Here is a 19,016-nt window from a genome sequence, read left to right as displayed (position 1 = left end):
TACTAGTGCTTTATTTAGATTGATAGAGAGTTTATTTTGCAACAGTCATTACAAGATTTCATTACAGATAAAATTGATGATTTAAAAGGCAAGGATATTGTCATTCTTGATGTGAAAGGTAAATCAAGTATTACTGATTATATGGTCATTTGCACCGGTACATCAAATCGTCACGTGTCTTCAATTGCAGGGCATTTAATTGATGAAGCTAAAAAGCATGGGTATCTTGTTTTAGGTAGTGAAGGACAAAGTGATGCTGACTGGGTTGTTGTCGATATGGATTCTGTGATTGTGCACATCATGCAAGAAGAAAGTCGTCAACTTTACGAACTTGAAAAACTTTGGGGTTAATTAGGTGAAAATACAGCTCATTGCTGTAGGCACTAAAATGCCTAATTGGGTCACAACTGCTTTTGATGATTATCGCTTTCGTTTTCCGAAAGATATGCCTTTAGAATTAATCGAAATACCGGCAGGAAAACGTACTAAAAATGCCGATATCGTTCGTATTTTAGATAAAGAAGGCGAATCGATGCTTAGTGCTTGTGGCAAAGGTAACCGTATTGTCACGCTAGACATTCCCGGTAGACCTTATACTACTCATAATTTAGCCGAGCAATTGGAACGTTGGAAGACAGATGGACGTGATGTCAGTTTATTAATTGGTGGGCCTGAAGGACTTTCACCAGCTTGCAAAGCAGCAGCAGAACAAAGCTGGTCATTATCCCCCCTTACCTTACCTCATCCTCTTGTTCGAGTTATTGTGGCTGAAAGCCTGTATCGAGCTTGGAGTTTAACCACTAATCATCCTTATCATCGTGAATAATGACAGAGTTTATCATGAGTGAAATTATCTTAGATCTGCAAGTAGCAACAACACAAACTGATCGCCTTCCCACTGAACAACAAATCATGCAGTGGTTAAACGTTATTCTGCCTCAATTTATGGATCAAGCAGAAATAACGATTCGTATTGTTGATGAAGCTGAAAGCCAACAATTAAATCATACCTATCGACAAAAAAATAAACCGACCAATGTGTTATCTTTTCCTTTTGAGTCGCCAATTGATATTGAAGTGCCACTTTTAGGTGATCTCATTATTTGTAAACAAGTCGTCGAAAAAGAAGCACAAGAACAACATAAATTATTAATTTCGCATTGGGCTCACATGATAGTGCATGGCTGTTTGCATTTACTCGGTTATGATCATATTGTTGACGAAGAAGCAGAAGAAATGGAAAGTATCGAAATTGATATTATGAAACAGTTAGGATTTGATGATCCTTATCAACCCATTGACTAATTAAAACAAATCATTACACTATTCTCATTCAATTTATAATTCACATTAACTAAGCTGAGTATAAGAATAATTTACATCATGCAAAATAACTAAGGAATCAAGCAAATGAGTGATGATAATCACCGGAGCCCTAAAAAAGGGTTTACTTTATGGTTAAGTCAGTTATTCAATTCAGAGCCCAAAGATAAAGAAGAACTGATTGAAGTAATTCGTGAAGCCGAAGAAAACGAACTGATTGATCCTGATACTCTCGACATGATCGAGGGAGTAATGGATATTGCAGAACAGCGTGTTCGCGATATTATGATTCCTCGTTCTCAAATTGTAACAATTAAAGATAATTACACGCTTGATGAGTGTTTGAATATTATTTCTGAACATGGACACTCTCGTTATCCTGTCATAAGTGAAGATAGAGATCACATTGAAGGTATTTTGTTAGCTAAAGATCTTCTTATGTTTATTCGTCAAGGTGTGGATAATTTTGATCTGAAAAAAATTTTACGCCCTACTGTTGTTGTGCCAGAAAGCAAACGTGTTGATCATATGTTGAAAGAGTTTCGAATGGAACGCTATCATATGGCTATAGCTATCGATGAATTTGGTGGTGTTTCGGGCTTAGTCACCATTGAAGATATTTTAGAGTTGATTGTTGGTGATATCGAAGATGAATTTGATGAAATTGAAGATCGTGATATTCGTCGCTTATCCCCTCAAGTCTATACTGTTCGAGCACTGACACCTGTTGAAGACTTCAACGATGTTTTTAAAACCGATTTTAGTGATGAAGAAATGGATACCATTGGGGGGTTAGTCATGCAACATTTTGGACGTTTACCCTTACGAGGCGAAAGTATCACTATTGATGGTTATCAATTTAAAGTGACCATTGCCGATCGTCGACGGATCATTCAGCTTCATGTCACTATTCCTGAAGGGGCAACCGTTCCTAATCTAGAGTTATCTGAAAATGCTTAAACATCTGGCATTAGCTATAATTTTCGGGAGTATCGCTGTTTTTAGCTATGCTCCTTTTCATATTTGGCCTTTAGCATTTATATCCTTTGCAGGACTGTTATGGCTTCTAGCTGATAAGTCTAAAAAGCAAGCGATGCTGATAGGATTTTGCTGGGGAATCGGCTATTTTACAGCCGGTGTGCATTGGATTTATATTAGTATCAAACAGTACGGCGAATTGCCATCATCTGTGGCATTAATTATTTTAGGATTTTTGATCCTTTACCTGTCACTTTATCCAATGCTTTTTGCGCTATTACTTAGCTGCTTAAAACGATTTGCACCGCCGTTTTCATTGAAACAGCTAGTCTTTGCTGCTCCTATTTTTTGGCAATTAACTGAATTTTTACGTGGTTATATTTTAACTGGTTTTTCATGGCTTGAGTTAGGTTACAGTCAACTTGACAGCCCATTACGAGCTTATTTTCCCCTTATTGGTATAAATGGTGTGACATTATTAACCACCATTTTAAGTAGTTTAATAACATATTGTTTGTTTAGACTTAAACAAAAAGCTTTCACAAAGCACTTTTTTGGTGCATTAATTGCACTTTTTACGATCTCGATTGCACCATTTTTATTCAATCAGATCAATTGGACTAAGGTAGATAATCACCGAGTAGCTAATTTTGCGTTGATACAAGGTAATATAGCACAATCATTAAGGTGGACTCATCAACAACTAAATCAAACTATTGATACCTATACCAAATTAACCAAAGCAAATTTTGGAAAAGATAAAATCATTATCTGGTCAGAAGCCAGTATTACAGATTTTGAAATAAATCAACAATCATTATTGCAGTATCTTGATAATCAAGCCAGAGCAAATGAGACAGAAATCGCCGTTGGTATCATCGATTATCGTTTCAATGGAGGAAGATATGATGATGACGGTAATGTTTATAATACGCTACTGGTATTAGGTGATAAAACACCTTATGAATATCCAACCAATAATCGGTATCAAAAACACCACTTAGTGCCATTTGGTGAATTCACTCCATTGGAAGCCGTACTTAAACCGATTACGAATCTATTGGGTATTCCCATGTCATCGATGCAATCAGGTGACATAAAGCAAGCACCATTAATAATGAAAGGGTTTAAATTTACTACTGTGATTTGTTATGAAGTAATTTTGTCTGATTTAATGTGGCAAAATTTTTCAGCTGATACTGACTTTTTACTGACCGTTTCTAATGATGCTTGGTTTGGTGACAGTATTGGGCCTAAGCAACATCTTCAAATGGCACAAGCCAGAGCATTAGAGTTTGGTCGTCCTTTGATAAGGAGTACCAATAATGGCATCACAGCCATTATCGATCATCATGGTAAAATCATCCAACAATTACCCCAATTTGAAACATCAGTGTTATCTCAAACCTTATCCCCTACAATCGGTTTAACACCTTATGCAAGATGGGGAAACAGACCTTATTTAATTATCATGCTTCTTATGACACTTCCTTTTTTTATAAAAAAAAGGAAGTCATGTTGAGACTGGCATAATTATTGCTTAAATCTAACTAATTCTGATTAAAATTACTTCGTTCAGTTGTGACAAAATTTTGGTCACAATTGTTCGCATCTAGCTCCAATGATATATAAATAAACAGTAAAAAGTACTTTTATAGTAAAAAATAAGTTATAATATACGCCCTTTGTAAAAATATTAAATATATTTAATATGATACAAATTAAACAGTAGGAGATGAGTATGAACATAAAAACAAAATTAACCAAATTAGTGTTATCATTTGCAATGTTAGGTCTAATAAGTGGTTCAGCAGTTGCTGAAGAACTGACTGGCACATTAGCCAAAATTAAAGATAGTGGTGTGATTGTTGTTGGTCATCGTGAATCTTCTATTCCATTTTCCTACTATGGTAAAAACCAAGAAGTGATTGGCTATTCACAAGATTACTCTAACTTGATTGTTGACGCCGTCAAAAAAGAGTTAAATATGCCTGATCTTAAAGTAAAATATTTACCGGTTACCTCTAAGACACGTATACAATTACTGAATAACTACACATATGATTTTGAATGTGGTTCAACAACCAATAATCTTGAGCGTCAAAAAACGGTTGGTTTTTCAAATAGCATCTTTATTGTTGGTACACGTTTTTTAGTTAAAGCGGATAGCAATATCAATAGTATTGAAGACCTTAAAGGTAAGAACGTTGTAACTACAGCTGGAACAACGTCAGAAATTCGTTTAAATCAAATCAACAATAAGGAAAAATTAAATATTCGTATTATTACACCAAAAGATCATGGTGATGCATTTAATGCGCTTGAAACCGGTCGAGCAGCAGCATTTTTAATGGATGATGCATTATTAGCAGGAGAGCGTTCTCGTGCCATTAATCCAAGTGAATGGAAAATTATTGGCGAACCACTTTCTTATGAATCTTATGGTTGTATGTTAAGAAAAGGTGATGTCCAATTTAAGCAATTAATGGATAAAGCAATTGCTGATGCTCAAACATCCGGAAAAGCATTAGAATCATATAACAAATGGTTCACTCAACCTGTGCCACCAAAAGGGGCCAATATGGAACTTGAAATTTCACCAAAAATGGTTGAGTTATTTGCAAATCCTAATGATAAAGCATTAGATTAACACTTTTCTTCTCTTTCTAATCCCATGTACTAAATGTGAAAACATTTAGTACATAATCTAATTTATGTGAATTAAATATATTATGAGTTTTAATCGAATACTAGCTTTGGAACCTTTTACAGCCTTTTGGAAACATCTTTGTGATTCCATAATGAGCTTTAATTGGATGCTATTTTTTGAACCGACACCTTATGGAGACGGTATTTACTTAAACTGGCTACTCGATGGCGTTTTTGTGACAGTTTCGTTAGCAATCACCGCATGGATCATTGCATTTATACTAGGATCATTGGTTGGTATTTGCCGAACATTAGACAACAAGCTGTTAAACAAGTTTGCTGCTTGCTATGTCCAGCTATTCCGTAATATTCCTTTATTGGTACAAATGTTTTTATGGTATATGTTATTTCCTGAATTATTAAGCGGAAGTTTCAAAACATGGTTTATGTCTGAACTGTCCCCTAATATCAGTGCGTTTATTACCGCTGCAATTGCGTTGGGATTATTTACCTCTGCACGTATCGCTGAGCAGGTAAGAACAGGTATTCAAACATTGCCAAAAGGTCAACGATATGCGGCAATTGCTCTTGGTTTAACAAACAGACAAGCGTATTGTTATATTTTATTACCGAATGCTTATCGGCGCATCATTCCGCCATTAACTTCCGAGATGACCAATATTATTAAAAATTCATCCGTTGCTTCTACAATTGGGTTGATCGACTTAATTGGACAAATCGAACGTATCAATGATGCTACAAACTGTATTATTGAAGTGTTATGTGGCGTAACGCTTGCTTTCGTGTTGATAAACTATGCGGTTCTTTTCATTATGCGAAATGTTGAAAAACACATGCGTTTACCAAATATGAGTCAAGGAGGATAATATGCAGTTAATTAATTGGATTGCCGATATCCCTTCATTGGTCATTGAAAATTATCCATTATTATTAAGTGGATTATGGTTAACAACCAAAATTACTTTTATTGCCGTTGTTTTTGGTATAGTTTGGGGAACGGTACTGGCGTTAATGCGTCTATCAAATATTAAAATATTGAATGTTTTTGCCAAGTGCTATGTCAATTTATTCCGTTCCATTCCACTTTTATTAGTGCTGTTATGGTTCTATTTGGCACTACCACAGGTTATTAAACATTTGTTTAATCTTCCTCCTTATGCAGATGTGCGTATTGCTTCGGCTATGATTGCTTTTGCGCTTTTTGAAGCCGCTTATTATTCTGAAATTATTCGAGCAGGAATTAGCGCTGTTGCTAAAGGTCAATATCATGCTGCTTATGCTTTAGGAATGACAAAAAGCCAATCCATGCGTTTGATTATTTTACCTCAAGCATTCAGATCAATGATTCCATTACTGTTAACTCAAGGAATTATTTTATTCCAGGATACGTCTTTGGTTTATGTAATGAGCTTAATTGACCTGTTTGGTGCAAGTGTCACTCAAATTGGTAGTGTGCAAGGCGGCACAGTCAAATATTCTATGATTATTTTTGCAGCAGCAATTTATTTTATAATTTGTTTTACTGCTTCATGTTTAGTTAATTATTTCAAAAAAGGGATAAGTCGATGATCTCCTTAGAAAATGTATCAAAATGGTATGGACAATTTCAGGTATTAAAAAACTGTACTACACGAGTTGGTAAAGGTGAAGTTGTCGTGGTTTGTGGTCCTTCTGGATCAGGTAAGTCAACGCTGATTAAAACGGTTAATGGTTTAGAGCCCGTACAAAAGGGTAAAATTATTATTGATGGCACTGAAGTGACCAGCAAATCAACTAATCTAGCAAAATTACGCTCTAAAGTCGGGATGGTGTTTCAGCATTTTGAACTGTTCCCACATTTAACGATTTTAAAGAATTTGACGTTAGCTCAAATCAAAGTGTTAAAACGATCTGAAAAAGAAGCGCGTGAAAAAGCATTATCATTGTTAGATCGTGTTGGTTTACTTGCACATGCCAACAAATATCCTGCGCAACTTTCTGGCGGTCAACAACAGCGTGTTGCCATTGCACGTGCACTTTGTATGGATCCAATTGTCATGTTGTTTGACGAACCGACTTCAGCACTTGATCCTGAAATGGTTAATGAAGTGTTAGATGTCATGGTCGAACTAGCTTATGAAGGCATGACCATGATGGTGGTGACCCATGAAATGGGCTTTGCTCGAAAAGTGGCACATCGTGTTATCTTTATGGATGCTGGCGAGATTATTGAAGATACATCTAAAGAGCAATTCTTTAGTAACCCAGAATCAGATCGAGCTAAAGACTTTTTAGCGAAGATTATTCATTAATATATAAAAAAGCACCAGCTATTATTAGTTGGTGCTTGCTTAATCTACTTTTTAATTCTTTTACTTTTGCGAATAATTTGTTATTTGTTTAACTAATCCACTTTCCCGATGTATTTGACTTTTAACTACCCGCTCTAAAATTTTTGTATCAGCGTAAATGGATACTGACTCTTTAGCCCTAGTGATTGCAGTATAAAGTAAAGAGCGATTTAATAACGGTGAGAATTCAGTAGGTAGTATTATATTTACATGATCAAATTCAGAACCTTGTGATTTGTGTATTGTCATTGCATAGGCTGTTTCATGTTCAGGTAGTCGATAAGGTGAAAAGCCTTTAATTATGCCATCCGAAAAAGGAAAATAGACTCGCAATTTAGAACTATCATGTTTTGCATTTAGTGTAATTCCTATATCACCATTGTATAAACCTAACGATGTGCTGTTACGTAAAATCATAACTGGTCGACCGATATACCATTGTTCACGTTGCTTTAAATTAATCAATTTATGTTTAGCTAATAGCAGTTCAATTTGTTTATTTAATCCTTCTACGCCAAATTTTCCTTCACGTACAGCACATAATAAACGGCATTGAGCAAATTTAGCCAAAACAGCAGCTATATCATTATTTGAGTGATGCCTAATGGCATTTAAGTAATCTTTATAATGTTCAACACAGTCTTCTAAAAGCGCTTGGTAGGTTTGACGTGATGAAAGTTCATAATAACTAACATCTTGTAAAGTATTATCAGCAAGTAGCTTTTTAACATTATGATACTGCTCTTCTTTTACTGCATTTGCTAACAATCCAATACCGGATGACTCGTTAAATCGATAACTTTTTTTCAGTAAACAGATGCTATCAGCAATTGTTGTTACTGGTTGGTTCGTAATTGGGATGGTATAGCCGGTTAACTTGCTTAGCTCATCGGCTCTTGATTGGCTGTACCCATTTGAAATAAAGTGACATAAGTCTCCAAAGACCGCTCCGGCCTCAACTGATGAAAGTTGGTCTTTGTCACCTAATAAAATTAGTCGAGCAGAAGCAGGTAGGGCTTCAATAATTCTCGCCATCATATTGAGATCAACCATTGAGGCTTCATCAATTACAAGAACGTCGATATGTAATTGGTTATTCTTGTTATAACTAAACGAGCGATTATCAGTTTTTGCGCCCAATAGTCGATGAAGTGTTACTGCTTCGGTTTTAATATTTAATGATTCAAAAGATAGCTGTTCAATTGCTCGCCCTAATGATTCTGTTAATCGAGATGCTGCTTTGCCGGTTGGCGCAGCTGCTACGATTCGTGTTGCCGGGTTGTTTAATACTATTCCAGCTAGAATTTTAGCTACGGTAGTTGTTTTACCTGTACCCGGCCCACCAGAGATGATGGCAACTTTTCGTGTTAATGCAACAGCAACAGCAATCTTTTGCCAGTCAATACTTGCGTTATTGTGAGAAAATAGTTGGTCGAGTATTTTTTTTAAATTGATGTTTGGCGTAATATCCAATTGAGTTTGATTGAAATAGCGCGCAACAAAACGTTCATCTAACCACATGCGTTGAAAATAGAGTTTGTTTTCAATAAAAACTAAAGGTGCTAGTTGATCGCCAAAACTGACAACATGTTTATTAGACGCTAACTTAAGTACATTAACCCAATCGTTATTCGTCGGTGAATTAAGTTCTGACCAGATTTGTGGCTCAATATTTTCTAATCGAGTAAGATCAAGGCACACGTGCCCTGCTCTTACTTCCATACTTAAGGATAAAACTAAAAAAGCAAAACGTTTAGCAATGACTTCATCTTCACAATCAATTTTATTAACCAAAAATTGAGCCAAATGAAGATCTAATAAACTGATCTGACTATTTTGCTTAAATTGTTCTAACCATGTAATTAACATACTTTATACTTTGTTTTATTCGGTTTATAAACCATATATATCTCGTTCTTTACCATCTGGATAAGTGATTTTAAAACTTAGATTAAGGTTTTTACTTTCACTTGGGTTTAAGGTGAATTGCCACGTTAATAATCCGGTTTGTTTGTCATATTTTGCGCCATCATATTTGGTATCATTAAGTGTTACCGCTTTATTTAAGATAACAGGTAGTTGATCCTTCACAATAATATTTATTGGCAACGCTTTGGTATTTTTGACCTCAATAGTATAAGCATATTTTTCTGAAACATCATCACCAAATAATGTAGGCGTCGAGGTCTCTTTTATATTACGATTTCTGGAAACTAAGATATTTTTATCACGCCCTAATGAAAAATCCAATGAGCCTTTAGTATTTTTGGTTGAAATCATCGTTTCCCCCATAAAATTACCACTGAAAAAGATATTGGCTTTTCCTGATAATAAATTCAGCTTATCCCAATCATTTATTTGCGCTAGTAAGTATGCGTTATTATTAAATTTAGGCATTGAAACATATTGGTAATTTGCTTTAACATCTTTGGTTTGTAATGTGATTATGTTATTTTTACTATCGTTTTTAATTGTATAAGGTAATTTAATATCAAATTGGGTATTGATACCTAATGTATTAACATTGCCAATTTGACTAGGATTAACCAATTTCGATTTGGCGTCACGTTCATAGTACTCTTGTTTTTCAGAGCTGGAAAAAAATAAACCGCTTTTTTCATTATAAACGTCAATATACCATGGATTAAAAACTGGTGGAGTAATATCTTTGCTCGGATTAGATGTCGATAAACTAAAATCAACATTTTGCCAATCTAAACCAGTGTTTTGGTGGATTTCTGCTTTATATGTTAATTGGAGTGGCGAATTGATATCCGCTACTCGCACATCATAAGCTGGTTCCCAACCTGCTTTAGTTGTGATATATGAAAGCGTGATAGGTAGCGTTATATCTTTGTCAGAAGCGACTTTGACTATAACGGCATTGTGTAGTTTTCCATTGTTAGTTTGATTTTCATCTAGTTGTTTTTGATATTCGCTTATCTGCTCGTCTAACTGAACGACTTCTTTTTGTAATCGATTTTGTTCATTTAACGATGTGGTCATATTAGTTTTCACAAAATCTAATACATTTTTCATTGCTGTTAAGTCATCAGGTCCTTTTTTAGCTAAAGTATCTAAACGGTTACCTTGTAAAAGCAAAATTTGTTCCTTAACAGCTTTGAGTTGGATTTCTACTGTATCGCGCTTTTCTTGTAATTGTTTCTGTTTTTCAATAATTGATTGAATATCTTCGGCGTTACGAATGTTAGCCAGATATTTATCATTAAATGATGTAGATAATACTCGGACATCACTATTATTACCAAAACCTACATTGATTGTATTTGGTTTAACCTCATTAGCAATACCTGTTAATACTATTTCACTTTCACCTTTGGTTAATGAAACAGTTGACTGACCTTGTAATTCAGCACCTTTTAGAAACAACGTTACTTTATTGAGTATCACGTCATTAGCGGCTAATACGTTGCTTGATATTAACGCACTTAATAATAATAATTTTTTCATTGTTTTTCCTTTGTTTATAATAAATTTAGATTTTTCATTTAATTGAACTATTCCCGAGGACATGACTATTTTGTCTTAATTAATAAAAAAATCTAATATTTTTTGATATTATTTTTTTGTTTAATATATTGAACATTTCATAAAATTAATATAAATTATGTTACAGATATAAAACACAAAAAGAGAGGTGTTGCTATGAGTAATTTTAGCTATCTAAAACAGGCAATTAAGCGAAAAAATTTATCCCTACAAACCGTTGCCGATGCTTGTAAAATGACCAAAGGTTATTTAAGTCAACTTATCAATGATAAGGTTAAAAATCCTAGCGCACAAAAATTACAATCCCTTCATCACTATTTACAAATAGAGGAATCGACGATAAATAAAAAAGTCGGCGTCATATTTGGTAAATTCTACCCTTTACATACTGGTCATATTCATTTAATTCAACGAGCCATTAGTCAAGTCGATGAACTTTATGTTGTGCTCTGTTCAGATACTATCCGTGATATGGCACTGTTTGAACAAAGTGCAATGTCTCGCCAACCAACAATTAATGATCGTATTCGTTGGTTACTGCAAACGTTTAAATATCAAAAAAATATCCATATTGAATTATTAAAAGAAGATGGAATTCCTGCGTATCCAAACGGTTGGCTTGAGTGGAGTGATCGTGTCAAAAAACTATTTAGAGAAAAAGGCATAAAACCCAATTGTGTCTACTCGAGTGAACCTCAAGATGTCGCTATGTATAAAGACTTATTCGATTTAGAAACAGTACTTATCGATCCAGAACGGAGATTTATGCAAGTCAGTGGGACTCAAATACGTCAAGCACCGCTGCAAAATTGGCAATATATTCCGACTGAAGTAAGACCATTTTTTGTTAGAACCGTTGCTATTTTAGGCGGAGAATCCAGTGGAAAATCAACACTGGTTAATAAACTCGCCAATGTATTCAATACGACTAGTGCATGGGAATATGGTCGTGATTATGTATTTTCACAGCTTGGGGGGGATGAACGTGCTTTACAGTATGCTGATTACGATAAAATCGCATTAGGTCACGCACAATATATTGATTTCGCAATAAAGCATGCCAATAAGGTCTCTTTTATTGACACTGATTTTGTCACCACTCAAGCTTTTTGTAAAAAATATGAAGGTAAAGAACACCCTTTTCTACAGGCGATGATCAACAACTATCGTTTTGATTTAGTGATATTGTTAGGTAATAACACACCATGGGTTGCTGACGGACTACGTTCACTAGGCAGTCCAAAACAACGTAAAGATTTTCAACAATTACTTATCTCAATTCTTGAAAAAAATAATATCAAATATATTCCAATTGATTCGCCTGATTACGAAGAACGCTATTTACGTTGTATTGAATTGGTTAATCAACTTATTAATGATAAAGAGTATTAATTATGAATAAATTAAGTCATCTTGCTATATTTATTGGACGTAATAAATTTTACCCTCTATTTTGTGTACTTTGTGTTACGTTAGCCTTTTTATATACTGATCCTTTTACCCATTTGAATTTACGTTATTTTGTCTCTTATGTTGGTGCTTTTTGTGGGCTACTATGTGTTATTTTATTGGCTAAACGCAAAAATATGGGAAATGTTATCGGTATGCTGGCAGTGGTTGCTGAATGTTATGCCAACTACTTGGGTAACAATATTGGTGCAGGCTTGCCAACTTTCTACTATTTTGGATCGCATATTGTTGGGTTAATCACTTGGGAAAAAAATCAAGACTCACATAAAAATGTTAAAGTGCGTTCGTTGAGTGAAAATGCTTTTCTATATACCCTGATTTTTTTAATCGCAGCAGTATTTTTCAACGTCTACTTAACCAACGCAATTGGTGTTGAAAATACCGTTTATCAATTAATTACAAACTGTTTTATCTTCGGATTAGGCGTTGTAGCTCAACTACTATTAATGATGCGTTATTCATTCAATTGGTATTTATGGGTGATATTAAATGTGTTAGTGATTGGGTTAAATATATATACAAATAATATCGTAATCGCAACGCAATACTTAATCTACCTGTTCAATGCCATTTACGGTATTTGTGAATGGAAACAATCTGAATCTAAACAAACGACCTAACATATTGTTTATCATTAGCAGATTGCTATTAAATGGATAATTTAATAATCAAAAAATAGAAAATAATAAACTTATTTTCTATTTTTTTGACTAGCAATGAGATAAACCTAAATTGATATTTTAATTTTTGAAGTTAACCTATCGAAATATTGGCATTAACATAAATAAACAGCCATTATTCAATTTCACCTTTTACCAAAGGTACAAATTTTACTTCGCCCATATTTTTCGTTATATAACTATCGCCACTACGCTCAATTAATTGTAAAACTTGATGGTTTACTCCTACGGGTATCACTAATCGACCTTTATCTGCTAATTGTTTAACAAGATTAATTGGTACTTCAGAAGCGGCTGCGGTAACAATAATCCCATCAAAGGGACCACGCTCTGGCCACCCTAACCAACCATTACTATGTCGAGTAGCAATATTGTGAATGTCGAGTTGTTTTAAACGACGTTTAGTATTCCATTGTAAACTTTTGATTCTCTCGATCGAACAAACGTGATCAACTAACTTTGCCAAAATCGCCGTTTGATAACCTGAACCCGTCCCTATTTCAAGAACTTTTGAATCGGGTTCAAGCTTTAACAATTCAGTCATTCGGGCAACGATATAAGGTTGTGATATAGTCTGTCCACTACCAATGGGCAAAGAACGATCATCATAAGCTTGATGAGAAAGGGCTTCATCAATAAAATGCTCTCGAGGTGTTGAGGCTATCGCGGCTAATACACGTTCATCTTTGATTCCTTGCTGACGCAATAATTGAATTAGAGACTGCATTTTTAAACTTTGCATGTTAGTTACTCATTTCCTGTAATCAATTCTCGTATTACACTTGTTGCATAACAACCTGATGTTAAATAGAAGTTAATCTCAATACTATTATCATTTATCCATTGCCAATTAAGTTGCTGAGGACGCAATAATATCGAACGTCTTGAGGTTTCAAGACGCTCTTTTTTAAATAATTCAGTAAATAGTGACCAGTTGACTAAACATTTTTGCTCAAATTCAAGTGAGCAAGATTGAGTACCAAGTTGAGAATCCCCTATCATTGGAGCAGTAATATTAACTTCCCCGTTTAACATCCGAGATTGTAACAATGAAAGGTCATTTGATTGCGCAACAAACCAACTTCCTCGTTGAGCTAATTGCAAAATATCACCTTCTAAAACGGTTTGATGCAGACCTTGTTCGATACGTTTACTGACAACATCATTAAAAATGGCACTTCGTGCTGCTGAAAGATAAAAACTTCGTTTTTTACGATCTTTAACGGTAATTTCACCATTAGCCCATTTTAATGCTTGAATTATATTATTATCATCTCGACCAAAGCGCTGTTCGCCAAAATAATTGGGTACGCCATGTTGTTTAATGGAAGCTAATTTTGATTCAAGTTCAATAGTATCACTTAAGTGAGTTAGCTTTATTTTAAAATAATTACCTTTTAACGCACCTATTTTTAATTTTTTATTATGCCTTGTAACCTTTAAAATCTGACAGCCTGCCAAATCAAAACCAGTAAAATCAGGTGATTCCTTTCCTGGCATATGTAAACTGAACCATTGCCGAGTCACTGCATGTCGATCTTTAAGCCCTGCATAGCTCACCAATTTTGGCGAAATACCGACATATTTAGCTAACTGTTCAGCAACAAAAATAGTATTACAATCTTTTTTTTCAAGATAAACTAAAACATGTTCACCTTCGCCGGTTAATTCAAAACCAAGATCTTCTGTTACCACAAAGTCTTCATATTGTTGCTTGTATTGTCCCGTTGTTTTCGGCTTTCTATATAAAAAATTAAGTTCTGCTAACACGAATAATGCCTATTATGTAAATGAATCAATTTAACGTTTTTGAAAGAGTAATACTACCGCTTCACATGCAATACCTTCTTTGCGCCCAGTAAAGCCTAGTTGTTCAGTCGTGGTGGCTTTAACACTGATTTGATCAAAATGAACATTGAGATCTTCGGCTATATTAACTCGCATCTGATCAACATGAGGACGCATTTTCGGTTCTTGTGCAATAATAGTGGTATCTAAATTGACCAACTGGTAACCTTTTGCTTGAACAATGCCATAGACCTCTTTAAGTAATATTCGACTATCAATACCTTTATATTTAGGATCAGTATCTGGAAAAAGTTTTCCAATATCACCTAGTGCTAATGCGCCAATTAGCGCATCAGTAATCGCATGTAACACAACATCACCATCAGAGTGTGCAACCAAACCATATTGATAGGGTATTTTTACACCAGCTAAGGTGATGGGTCCTTCCCCTCCAAATTTATGAACATCAAATCCGTGCCCTATTCGCATAAATCACCTTTTTGCATTTGGTTAGTTAAAAAAAATGAGGCCAGAGCTAAATCTTCTGGATGTGTAATTTTTATATTATCCCGACGGCACTCAACTAATAGAGGATGTCCACCAGCATATTCAATCGCTGAGGCTTCATCAGTAATTGGCACATGATTATTTAAAGCAAGTTGTAAACAAGACTTCAACTCACCAACCTTAAATAGTTGAGGCGTTGCAGCCCCCCACAAATACGTACGATCTTCTGAAGATTCGATAACGTTGTCATTGGTCTGGTAAGCTCGTTTGACAGTATCACTGATACGCGTTGCTAAAATAGCACCCTGTTGTGTTTCAACCACGGTGTTTATCAAACGATTTATATCATTATGATCAACACAAGGTCTGGCTGCATCATGCACTAAAGCCCATTGTTCATCATTTAAAACCTGTAGCCCAGCTAAGACTGAATCAGCACGAGTTGAACCACCTTTGACAACATGAATTCGAGGATGAGTTGCAATAGGTAGAGTTGCAAAAAGATGATCTTTAGCATGGATAGCAACAATAATCTTGCCTATTCGTGGATGAGATAGTAACTTTTGTAATGTATGTTCTAAAATGGTCATTGAACCAATTTTAAGATACTGTTTAGGCGTTTGGCTATTCATTCGGCTACCAATCCCAGCTGCCGGAACGATTGCAATAATATTACTCGTGTTGTTCACATAATGCCTTATTATTGATGAGAATTTGAGTCGATAATGATTCGGTAAAAATATTCATTAGGCTTAACCATGCCTAAATGGCTACGTGCTCGCTCTTCTATCGCTTCTGAACCACGTTGCAAATCATTAATCTCGGCAAACATCTGTTCATTACGGACTTTAAGTTTATTGTTTTGTTCATGCAAGCTTGCAAGCATTTGCACATTTTCTTGATAATCATAGACATTATTTTTTCCAAACCATAAAGAGTATTGCAGATAACCAAGTAACACCAGCAATATTAATACTATTTTCCATTGCCTCATACGTTTAATTTTACCTTTAATCTAGATACATTTTACTGGTTTAGGTAATCCAGCCAATTTCGTTGCTTGTTTTGCTGGTCCTTCTGGGAATAATTTATATAAGTAACGGCTATTGCTTTTTTCTGGTCCAAATTTTTTTTCTAATGCTTTGACTAATGCTCGAATCGCAGGTGACGTTTTATATTCCAAATAGAAATCACGAACAAACAAGATAACATCCCAGTGCGCCCGAGTTAATTCGATCGATTCTTGTAACGCCAGTTCTGGCACAAGTTCAACAGACCAATCCTGCCAATTTTTTAAATAACCGTTATCATCTGTTTTTATCTGTTCTAACATTTTTTCAGTACGCAGTTTTATTTTCTGGATATTATACTCAATTATATGCAATCCAACACTAATTTTGATGTTTAAAGTCACAGTATGGAGCCAATAATGCTTAAAATTGACGAAAATTAAAGCAAACAAGCTTTTTTTCAAAAATAGCTATTTACAAATAAGTCCGACTCCTTTAATATTCACAGCCATTGCGGAAGTGTGGCTGAGCGGTTGAAAGCACCGGTCTTGAAAACCGGCGAGGGGCGACCCTCCCAGAGTTCGAATCTCTGCGCTTCCGCCATTTTTCAATTCAATGTATTGAAAAAGGTGAAGTTTTTAGTAACGTCGAGTATTTCCCCATTTTTATATTCATGCTAAAATCGTTAATAATTATAATAATTTTAAAATCTGTATATAGTAAATTTTTATAACAACATCGAATTTACCTCAATTCTTTTTAATTGGACGTTAGACCTGTACAATTTCTTCATATAAACTTATAACATCAGTGACTTTTATTCCATAAAATTATGTTATATTAATAATAACAAATTCATTCTTACCCAGAATCACCTTAGGATAAAACTCAGGAAAAATTCCCCAGTTTAAATGCAATAACCAGTACGCAATTATTGGTCAAAAATATTAATTTGGCATATAAACTACCTTTGCAAAATTGCACCCAATCAACCATCAGTTTTCAACGTTTTTAAAGTTAATTACTGCGTTGGTAAGTCGCCTTACCTTAATCAACTGAGTAATGTGCTAACGCATGTTCTGTTACCAATCTTGAGTGATGAATCCTTTCTCCTGTCCAATCACGAAAGATTAAACAGAAACTATGTTGATAGATATAAACCAAATTCACACATCTTATTTTACCTGTCAATGACAGATCAAATAAGTGTCCATGACATGGAGGTGGGAAAATATAATTAATATTGAATAGTTGAAGATATTTTTTATTAATGTCATCGCTTCATCTGATAATGGAATGCGATGTGATTATTCTGTTTTCGTTCTTTCAGCGGAAAGATTCAATATTTTACTCTATAAATCAAGTTTATAGCTTCAAAATCAAATTTAGATGAAGCAGGAAACCCCGTTTCAATATGATTAACTCCCAAGGCCTCTAACTCTAAAGCTAAATTAAGTTTTTGTTTTGGATTCATCGCATTTTGTGGCGCTTGTTCCCCATCTCTTAACGTTGTATCCAGTATAGATATTTTTCTCATTTTACCCTCTTTTTTTAAAATAACATACATACTGGTATGTATTAAATCACACAAACAATAACTTGTACACAAATAAAACAAAATAATATATTTTAGTATTTACAATAATTTAACTAATTGTTGCTTTTAAAATGTCGTGGTGTATTATTACATAATATACATACTAATATGTATTTATTAAAAGTAATATAAACATAAACGGAGATAATTATGATAAATGTAGCTATTAATGGTTTTGGTCGTATTGGGCGTAGTTTTATGCGTGCGTTGTATGAGAGTTCGCATAATATCAAAATTGTTGCGATCAATGATTTAGGTTCGATTGAACAACTAGCACATCTTTTAAAATATGATACGGCTTTTGGACGTTTTGCTAAAAGTGTCGAAGTAAAAAAAGGTTGCTTGGTGATTGATGGTCATGAGATTGTGGTATATCAAGAGCGTAATCCTGAAAATCTCCCATGGGCGAAACACAAGATCGATATAGTACTAGAATCAACAGGTGTCTTTAACGATGGAAAAAAAGCTCAAGCCCATATCAAAGCCGGGGCTAAAAAAGTTCTCATCTCTGCGCCTGCATCAAATGTTGATTTGACTATTGTTCAAGGTGTTAACAACCACATGTATAATAAAGATGAACATCACATTATTTCAAATGCCTCATGTACTACAAACTGTTTAGCTCCGTTAGTTAAAGTATTACATGAGCATTTTGGTATTAAATCGGGATTTATGACAACTATTCATGCTTATACACAAGATCAAAATCTACAGGATGCTCCACACCGTGATATGAGGCGAGCGCGTAGTGCTGCTCAAAATATTGTTCCTACATCAACAGGTGCTGCGCAATCAATTGGTATTGTCATCCCTGAGTTGAATGGAAAATTAGATGGTAGTTCTGTACGGGTTCCGGTAATTACAGGATCAATGATAGATCTAACTCTAAATCTAGAGAAAGAAGTGACAGAACAACTAGTAAATGATACCATTAAACAAGCAACCAGCTCTAAAAAAATAGATGGTATTCTCGTTTATACAGAAGATGAAATTGTATCATCAGATGTTATTAAAAATTCAGCTTCATCTATTTTTGACTCTAAACTCACTAAGGTTATTGATGGAAAACTACTCAAAGTTGTTAGTTGGTATGACAATGAATGGGGGTTTTCAAACCGTTTAGTGGATACTATTTTACAGATTAAATAAATAA

21 protein-coding genes and 1 tRNA gene are annotated in these 19,016 nt (G+C 34.6%); 13 read left to right on the top strand and 9 right to left on the bottom strand.

Features of this window, described 5'->3' with window-relative positions:
• Positions 1-33: 33 nt before the first annotated feature.
• The 9 genes from rsfS to J3U14_RS00590 all read left to right on the top strand — a co-directional run bounded on the left by rsfS (position 34) and on the right by J3U14_RS00590 (position 7,262).
• Positions 34-351 (top strand): ribosome silencing factor, encoded by a 318-nt coding sequence (gene rsfS / locus J3U14_RS00630; protein WP_065559148.1) that lies wholly within the window; start codon positions 34-36, stop codon positions 349-351.
• A 4-nt stretch (positions 352-355) separates the two neighbouring features.
• Positions 356-826 (top strand): 23S rRNA (pseudouridine(1915)-N(3))-methyltransferase RlmH, encoded by a 471-nt coding sequence (rlmH, locus tag J3U14_RS00625; protein WP_267351570.1) that lies wholly within the window; start codon positions 356-358, stop codon positions 824-826.
• Positions 827-840: 14 nt separating this feature from the next.
• A complete protein-coding gene (ybeY, locus tag J3U14_RS00620; RefSeq protein ID WP_267351572.1) occupies positions 841-1,305 on the top strand; it encodes an rRNA maturation RNase YbeY in 465 nt (154 codons plus the stop codon).
• 105 nt (positions 1,306-1,410) lie between these two features.
• The gene (gene corC, locus J3U14_RS00615) at positions 1,411-2,283 is read left to right on the top strand and encodes a CNNM family magnesium/cobalt transport protein CorC (RefSeq protein ID WP_267351574.1); all 873 of its coding nucleotides are present in this window, start codon (positions 1,411-1,413) and stop codon (positions 2,281-2,283) included.
• Positions 2,276-3,823, top strand: coding sequence for an apolipoprotein N-acyltransferase (gene lnt / locus J3U14_RS00610; protein ID WP_267351576.1), 1,548 nt, complete (start codon positions 2,276-2,278; stop codon positions 3,821-3,823). The genes corC and lnt overlap by 8 nt, the downstream gene beginning before the upstream one ends.
• A gap of 219 nt (positions 3,824-4,042) precedes the next feature.
• Positions 4,043-4,951: a glutamate/aspartate ABC transporter substrate-binding protein gene (locus J3U14_RS00605; RefSeq protein WP_267351577.1), complete on the top strand. Its 909-nt coding sequence runs from the start codon at positions 4,043-4,045 to the stop codon at positions 4,949-4,951.
• Positions 4,952-5,102: 151 nt separating this feature from the next.
• Complete coding sequence (locus tag J3U14_RS00600) at positions 5,103-5,837, top strand: amino acid ABC transporter permease (protein WP_065559143.1); 735 nt, start codon at positions 5,103-5,105, stop codon at positions 5,835-5,837.
• 1 nt (position 5,838) lies between these two features.
• Complete coding sequence (locus J3U14_RS00595) at positions 5,839-6,540, top strand: ABC transporter permease subunit (protein WP_267351580.1); 702 nt, start codon at positions 5,839-5,841, stop codon at positions 6,538-6,540.
• On the top strand, positions 6,537-7,262 hold the full coding sequence (locus J3U14_RS00590; protein WP_065559141.1) for an amino acid ABC transporter ATP-binding protein: 726 nt from the start codon (positions 6,537-6,539) through the stop codon (positions 7,260-7,262). The genes J3U14_RS00595 and J3U14_RS00590 overlap by 4 nt, the downstream gene beginning before the upstream one ends.
• Positions 7,263-7,322: 60 nt before the next feature.
• Here J3U14_RS00590 and recD read toward each other — a convergent pair whose 3' ends face one another.
• Positions 7,323-9,170 (bottom strand): exodeoxyribonuclease V subunit alpha, encoded by a 1,848-nt coding sequence (gene recD / locus J3U14_RS00585; protein WP_267351581.1) that lies wholly within the window; start codon positions 9,168-9,170, stop codon positions 7,323-7,325.
• 24 nt (positions 9,171-9,194) lie between these two features.
• Complete coding sequence (locus J3U14_RS00580) at positions 9,195-10,772, bottom strand: DUF4139 domain-containing protein (RefSeq protein ID WP_267351582.1); 1,578 nt, start codon at positions 10,770-10,772, stop codon at positions 9,195-9,197.
• A 195-nt stretch (positions 10,773-10,967) separates the two neighbouring features.
• Here J3U14_RS00580 and nadR point away from each other — a divergent pair, with 195 nt between their 5' ends.
• Positions 10,968-12,203 carry a multifunctional transcriptional regulator/nicotinamide-nucleotide adenylyltransferase/ribosylnicotinamide kinase NadR gene (gene nadR / locus J3U14_RS00575; protein WP_267351583.1) on the top strand — a complete coding sequence of 412 codons (1,236 nt, stop codon included), beginning with the start codon at positions 10,968-10,970 and terminating at the stop codon, positions 12,201-12,203.
• A gap of 2 nt (positions 12,204-12,205) precedes the next feature.
• The gene (pnuC, locus tag J3U14_RS00570) at positions 12,206-12,901 is read left to right on the top strand and encodes a nicotinamide riboside transporter PnuC (protein ID WP_267351585.1); all 696 of its coding nucleotides are present in this window, start codon (positions 12,206-12,208) and stop codon (positions 12,899-12,901) included.
• A 175-nt stretch (positions 12,902-13,076) separates the two neighbouring features.
• On the opposite strand, the gene J3U14_RS00565 is transcribed toward pnuC, so the two are convergent.
• The 6 genes from J3U14_RS00565 to J3U14_RS00540 are packed head-to-tail and all read right to left on the bottom strand — an operon-like array spanning position 13,077 to position 16,589.
• Complete coding sequence (locus J3U14_RS00565; protein ID WP_267351587.1) at positions 13,077-13,703, bottom strand: protein-L-isoaspartate(D-aspartate) O-methyltransferase; 627 nt, start codon at positions 13,701-13,703, stop codon at positions 13,077-13,079.
• A gap of 5 nt (positions 13,704-13,708) precedes the next feature.
• On the bottom strand, positions 13,709-14,731 hold the full coding sequence (gene truD / locus J3U14_RS00560; RefSeq protein ID WP_267351588.1) for a tRNA pseudouridine(13) synthase TruD: 1,023 nt from the start codon (positions 14,729-14,731) through the stop codon (positions 13,709-13,711).
• Between the two features lie 30 nt (positions 14,732-14,761).
• Positions 14,762-15,238, bottom strand: coding sequence for a 2-C-methyl-D-erythritol 2,4-cyclodiphosphate synthase (gene ispF / locus J3U14_RS00555; RefSeq protein ID WP_267351589.1), 477 nt, complete (start codon positions 15,236-15,238; stop codon positions 14,762-14,764).
• Positions 15,229-15,945 (bottom strand): 2-C-methyl-D-erythritol 4-phosphate cytidylyltransferase, encoded by a 717-nt coding sequence (gene ispD / locus J3U14_RS00550; protein ID WP_267351590.1) that lies wholly within the window; start codon positions 15,943-15,945, stop codon positions 15,229-15,231. Before ispD ends, ispF begins: the two co-directional genes overlap by 10 nt.
• An 11-nt stretch (positions 15,946-15,956) precedes the next feature.
• Positions 15,957-16,250, bottom strand: a complete 294-nt coding sequence (gene ftsB, locus J3U14_RS00545) for a cell division protein FtsB (RefSeq protein ID WP_267351592.1) — start codon at positions 16,248-16,250, stop codon at positions 15,957-15,959.
• 21 nt (positions 16,251-16,271) lie between these two features.
• The gene (locus J3U14_RS00540) at positions 16,272-16,589 is read right to left on the bottom strand and encodes a TusE/DsrC/DsvC family sulfur relay protein (protein ID WP_267351763.1); all 318 of its coding nucleotides are present in this window, start codon (positions 16,587-16,589) and stop codon (positions 16,272-16,274) included.
• Between the two features lie 192 nt (positions 16,590-16,781).
• Between J3U14_RS00540 and J3U14_RS00535 the strand changes: the two genes are divergently transcribed.
• Positions 16,782-16,869, top strand: a tRNA-Ser gene (locus J3U14_RS00535).
• Between the two features lie 736 nt (positions 16,870-17,605).
• Here the strand turns inward: J3U14_RS00535 and J3U14_RS00530 are convergent.
• Positions 17,606-17,803, bottom strand: coding sequence for a hypothetical protein (locus J3U14_RS00530; RefSeq protein WP_267351594.1), 198 nt, complete (start codon positions 17,801-17,803; stop codon positions 17,606-17,608).
• 207 nt (positions 17,804-18,010) lie between these two features.
• On the opposite strand from J3U14_RS00530, the gene gap reads away from it, so the two are divergent.
• Positions 18,011-19,012 carry a type I glyceraldehyde-3-phosphate dehydrogenase gene (gene gap / locus J3U14_RS00525; RefSeq protein WP_267351765.1) on the top strand — a complete coding sequence of 334 codons (1,002 nt, stop codon included), beginning with the start codon at positions 18,011-18,013 and terminating at the stop codon, positions 19,010-19,012.
• Positions 19,013-19,016: the final 4 nt, after the last annotated feature.

The organism is Gilliamella sp. B3801 (assembly GCF_026536645.1).
GTDB classification, from domain to species: domain Bacteria; phylum Pseudomonadota; class Gammaproteobacteria; order Enterobacterales; family Orbaceae; genus Gilliamella; species Gilliamella apicola_I.
This window is presented reverse-complemented; position numbering and strand designations above follow the sequence as displayed.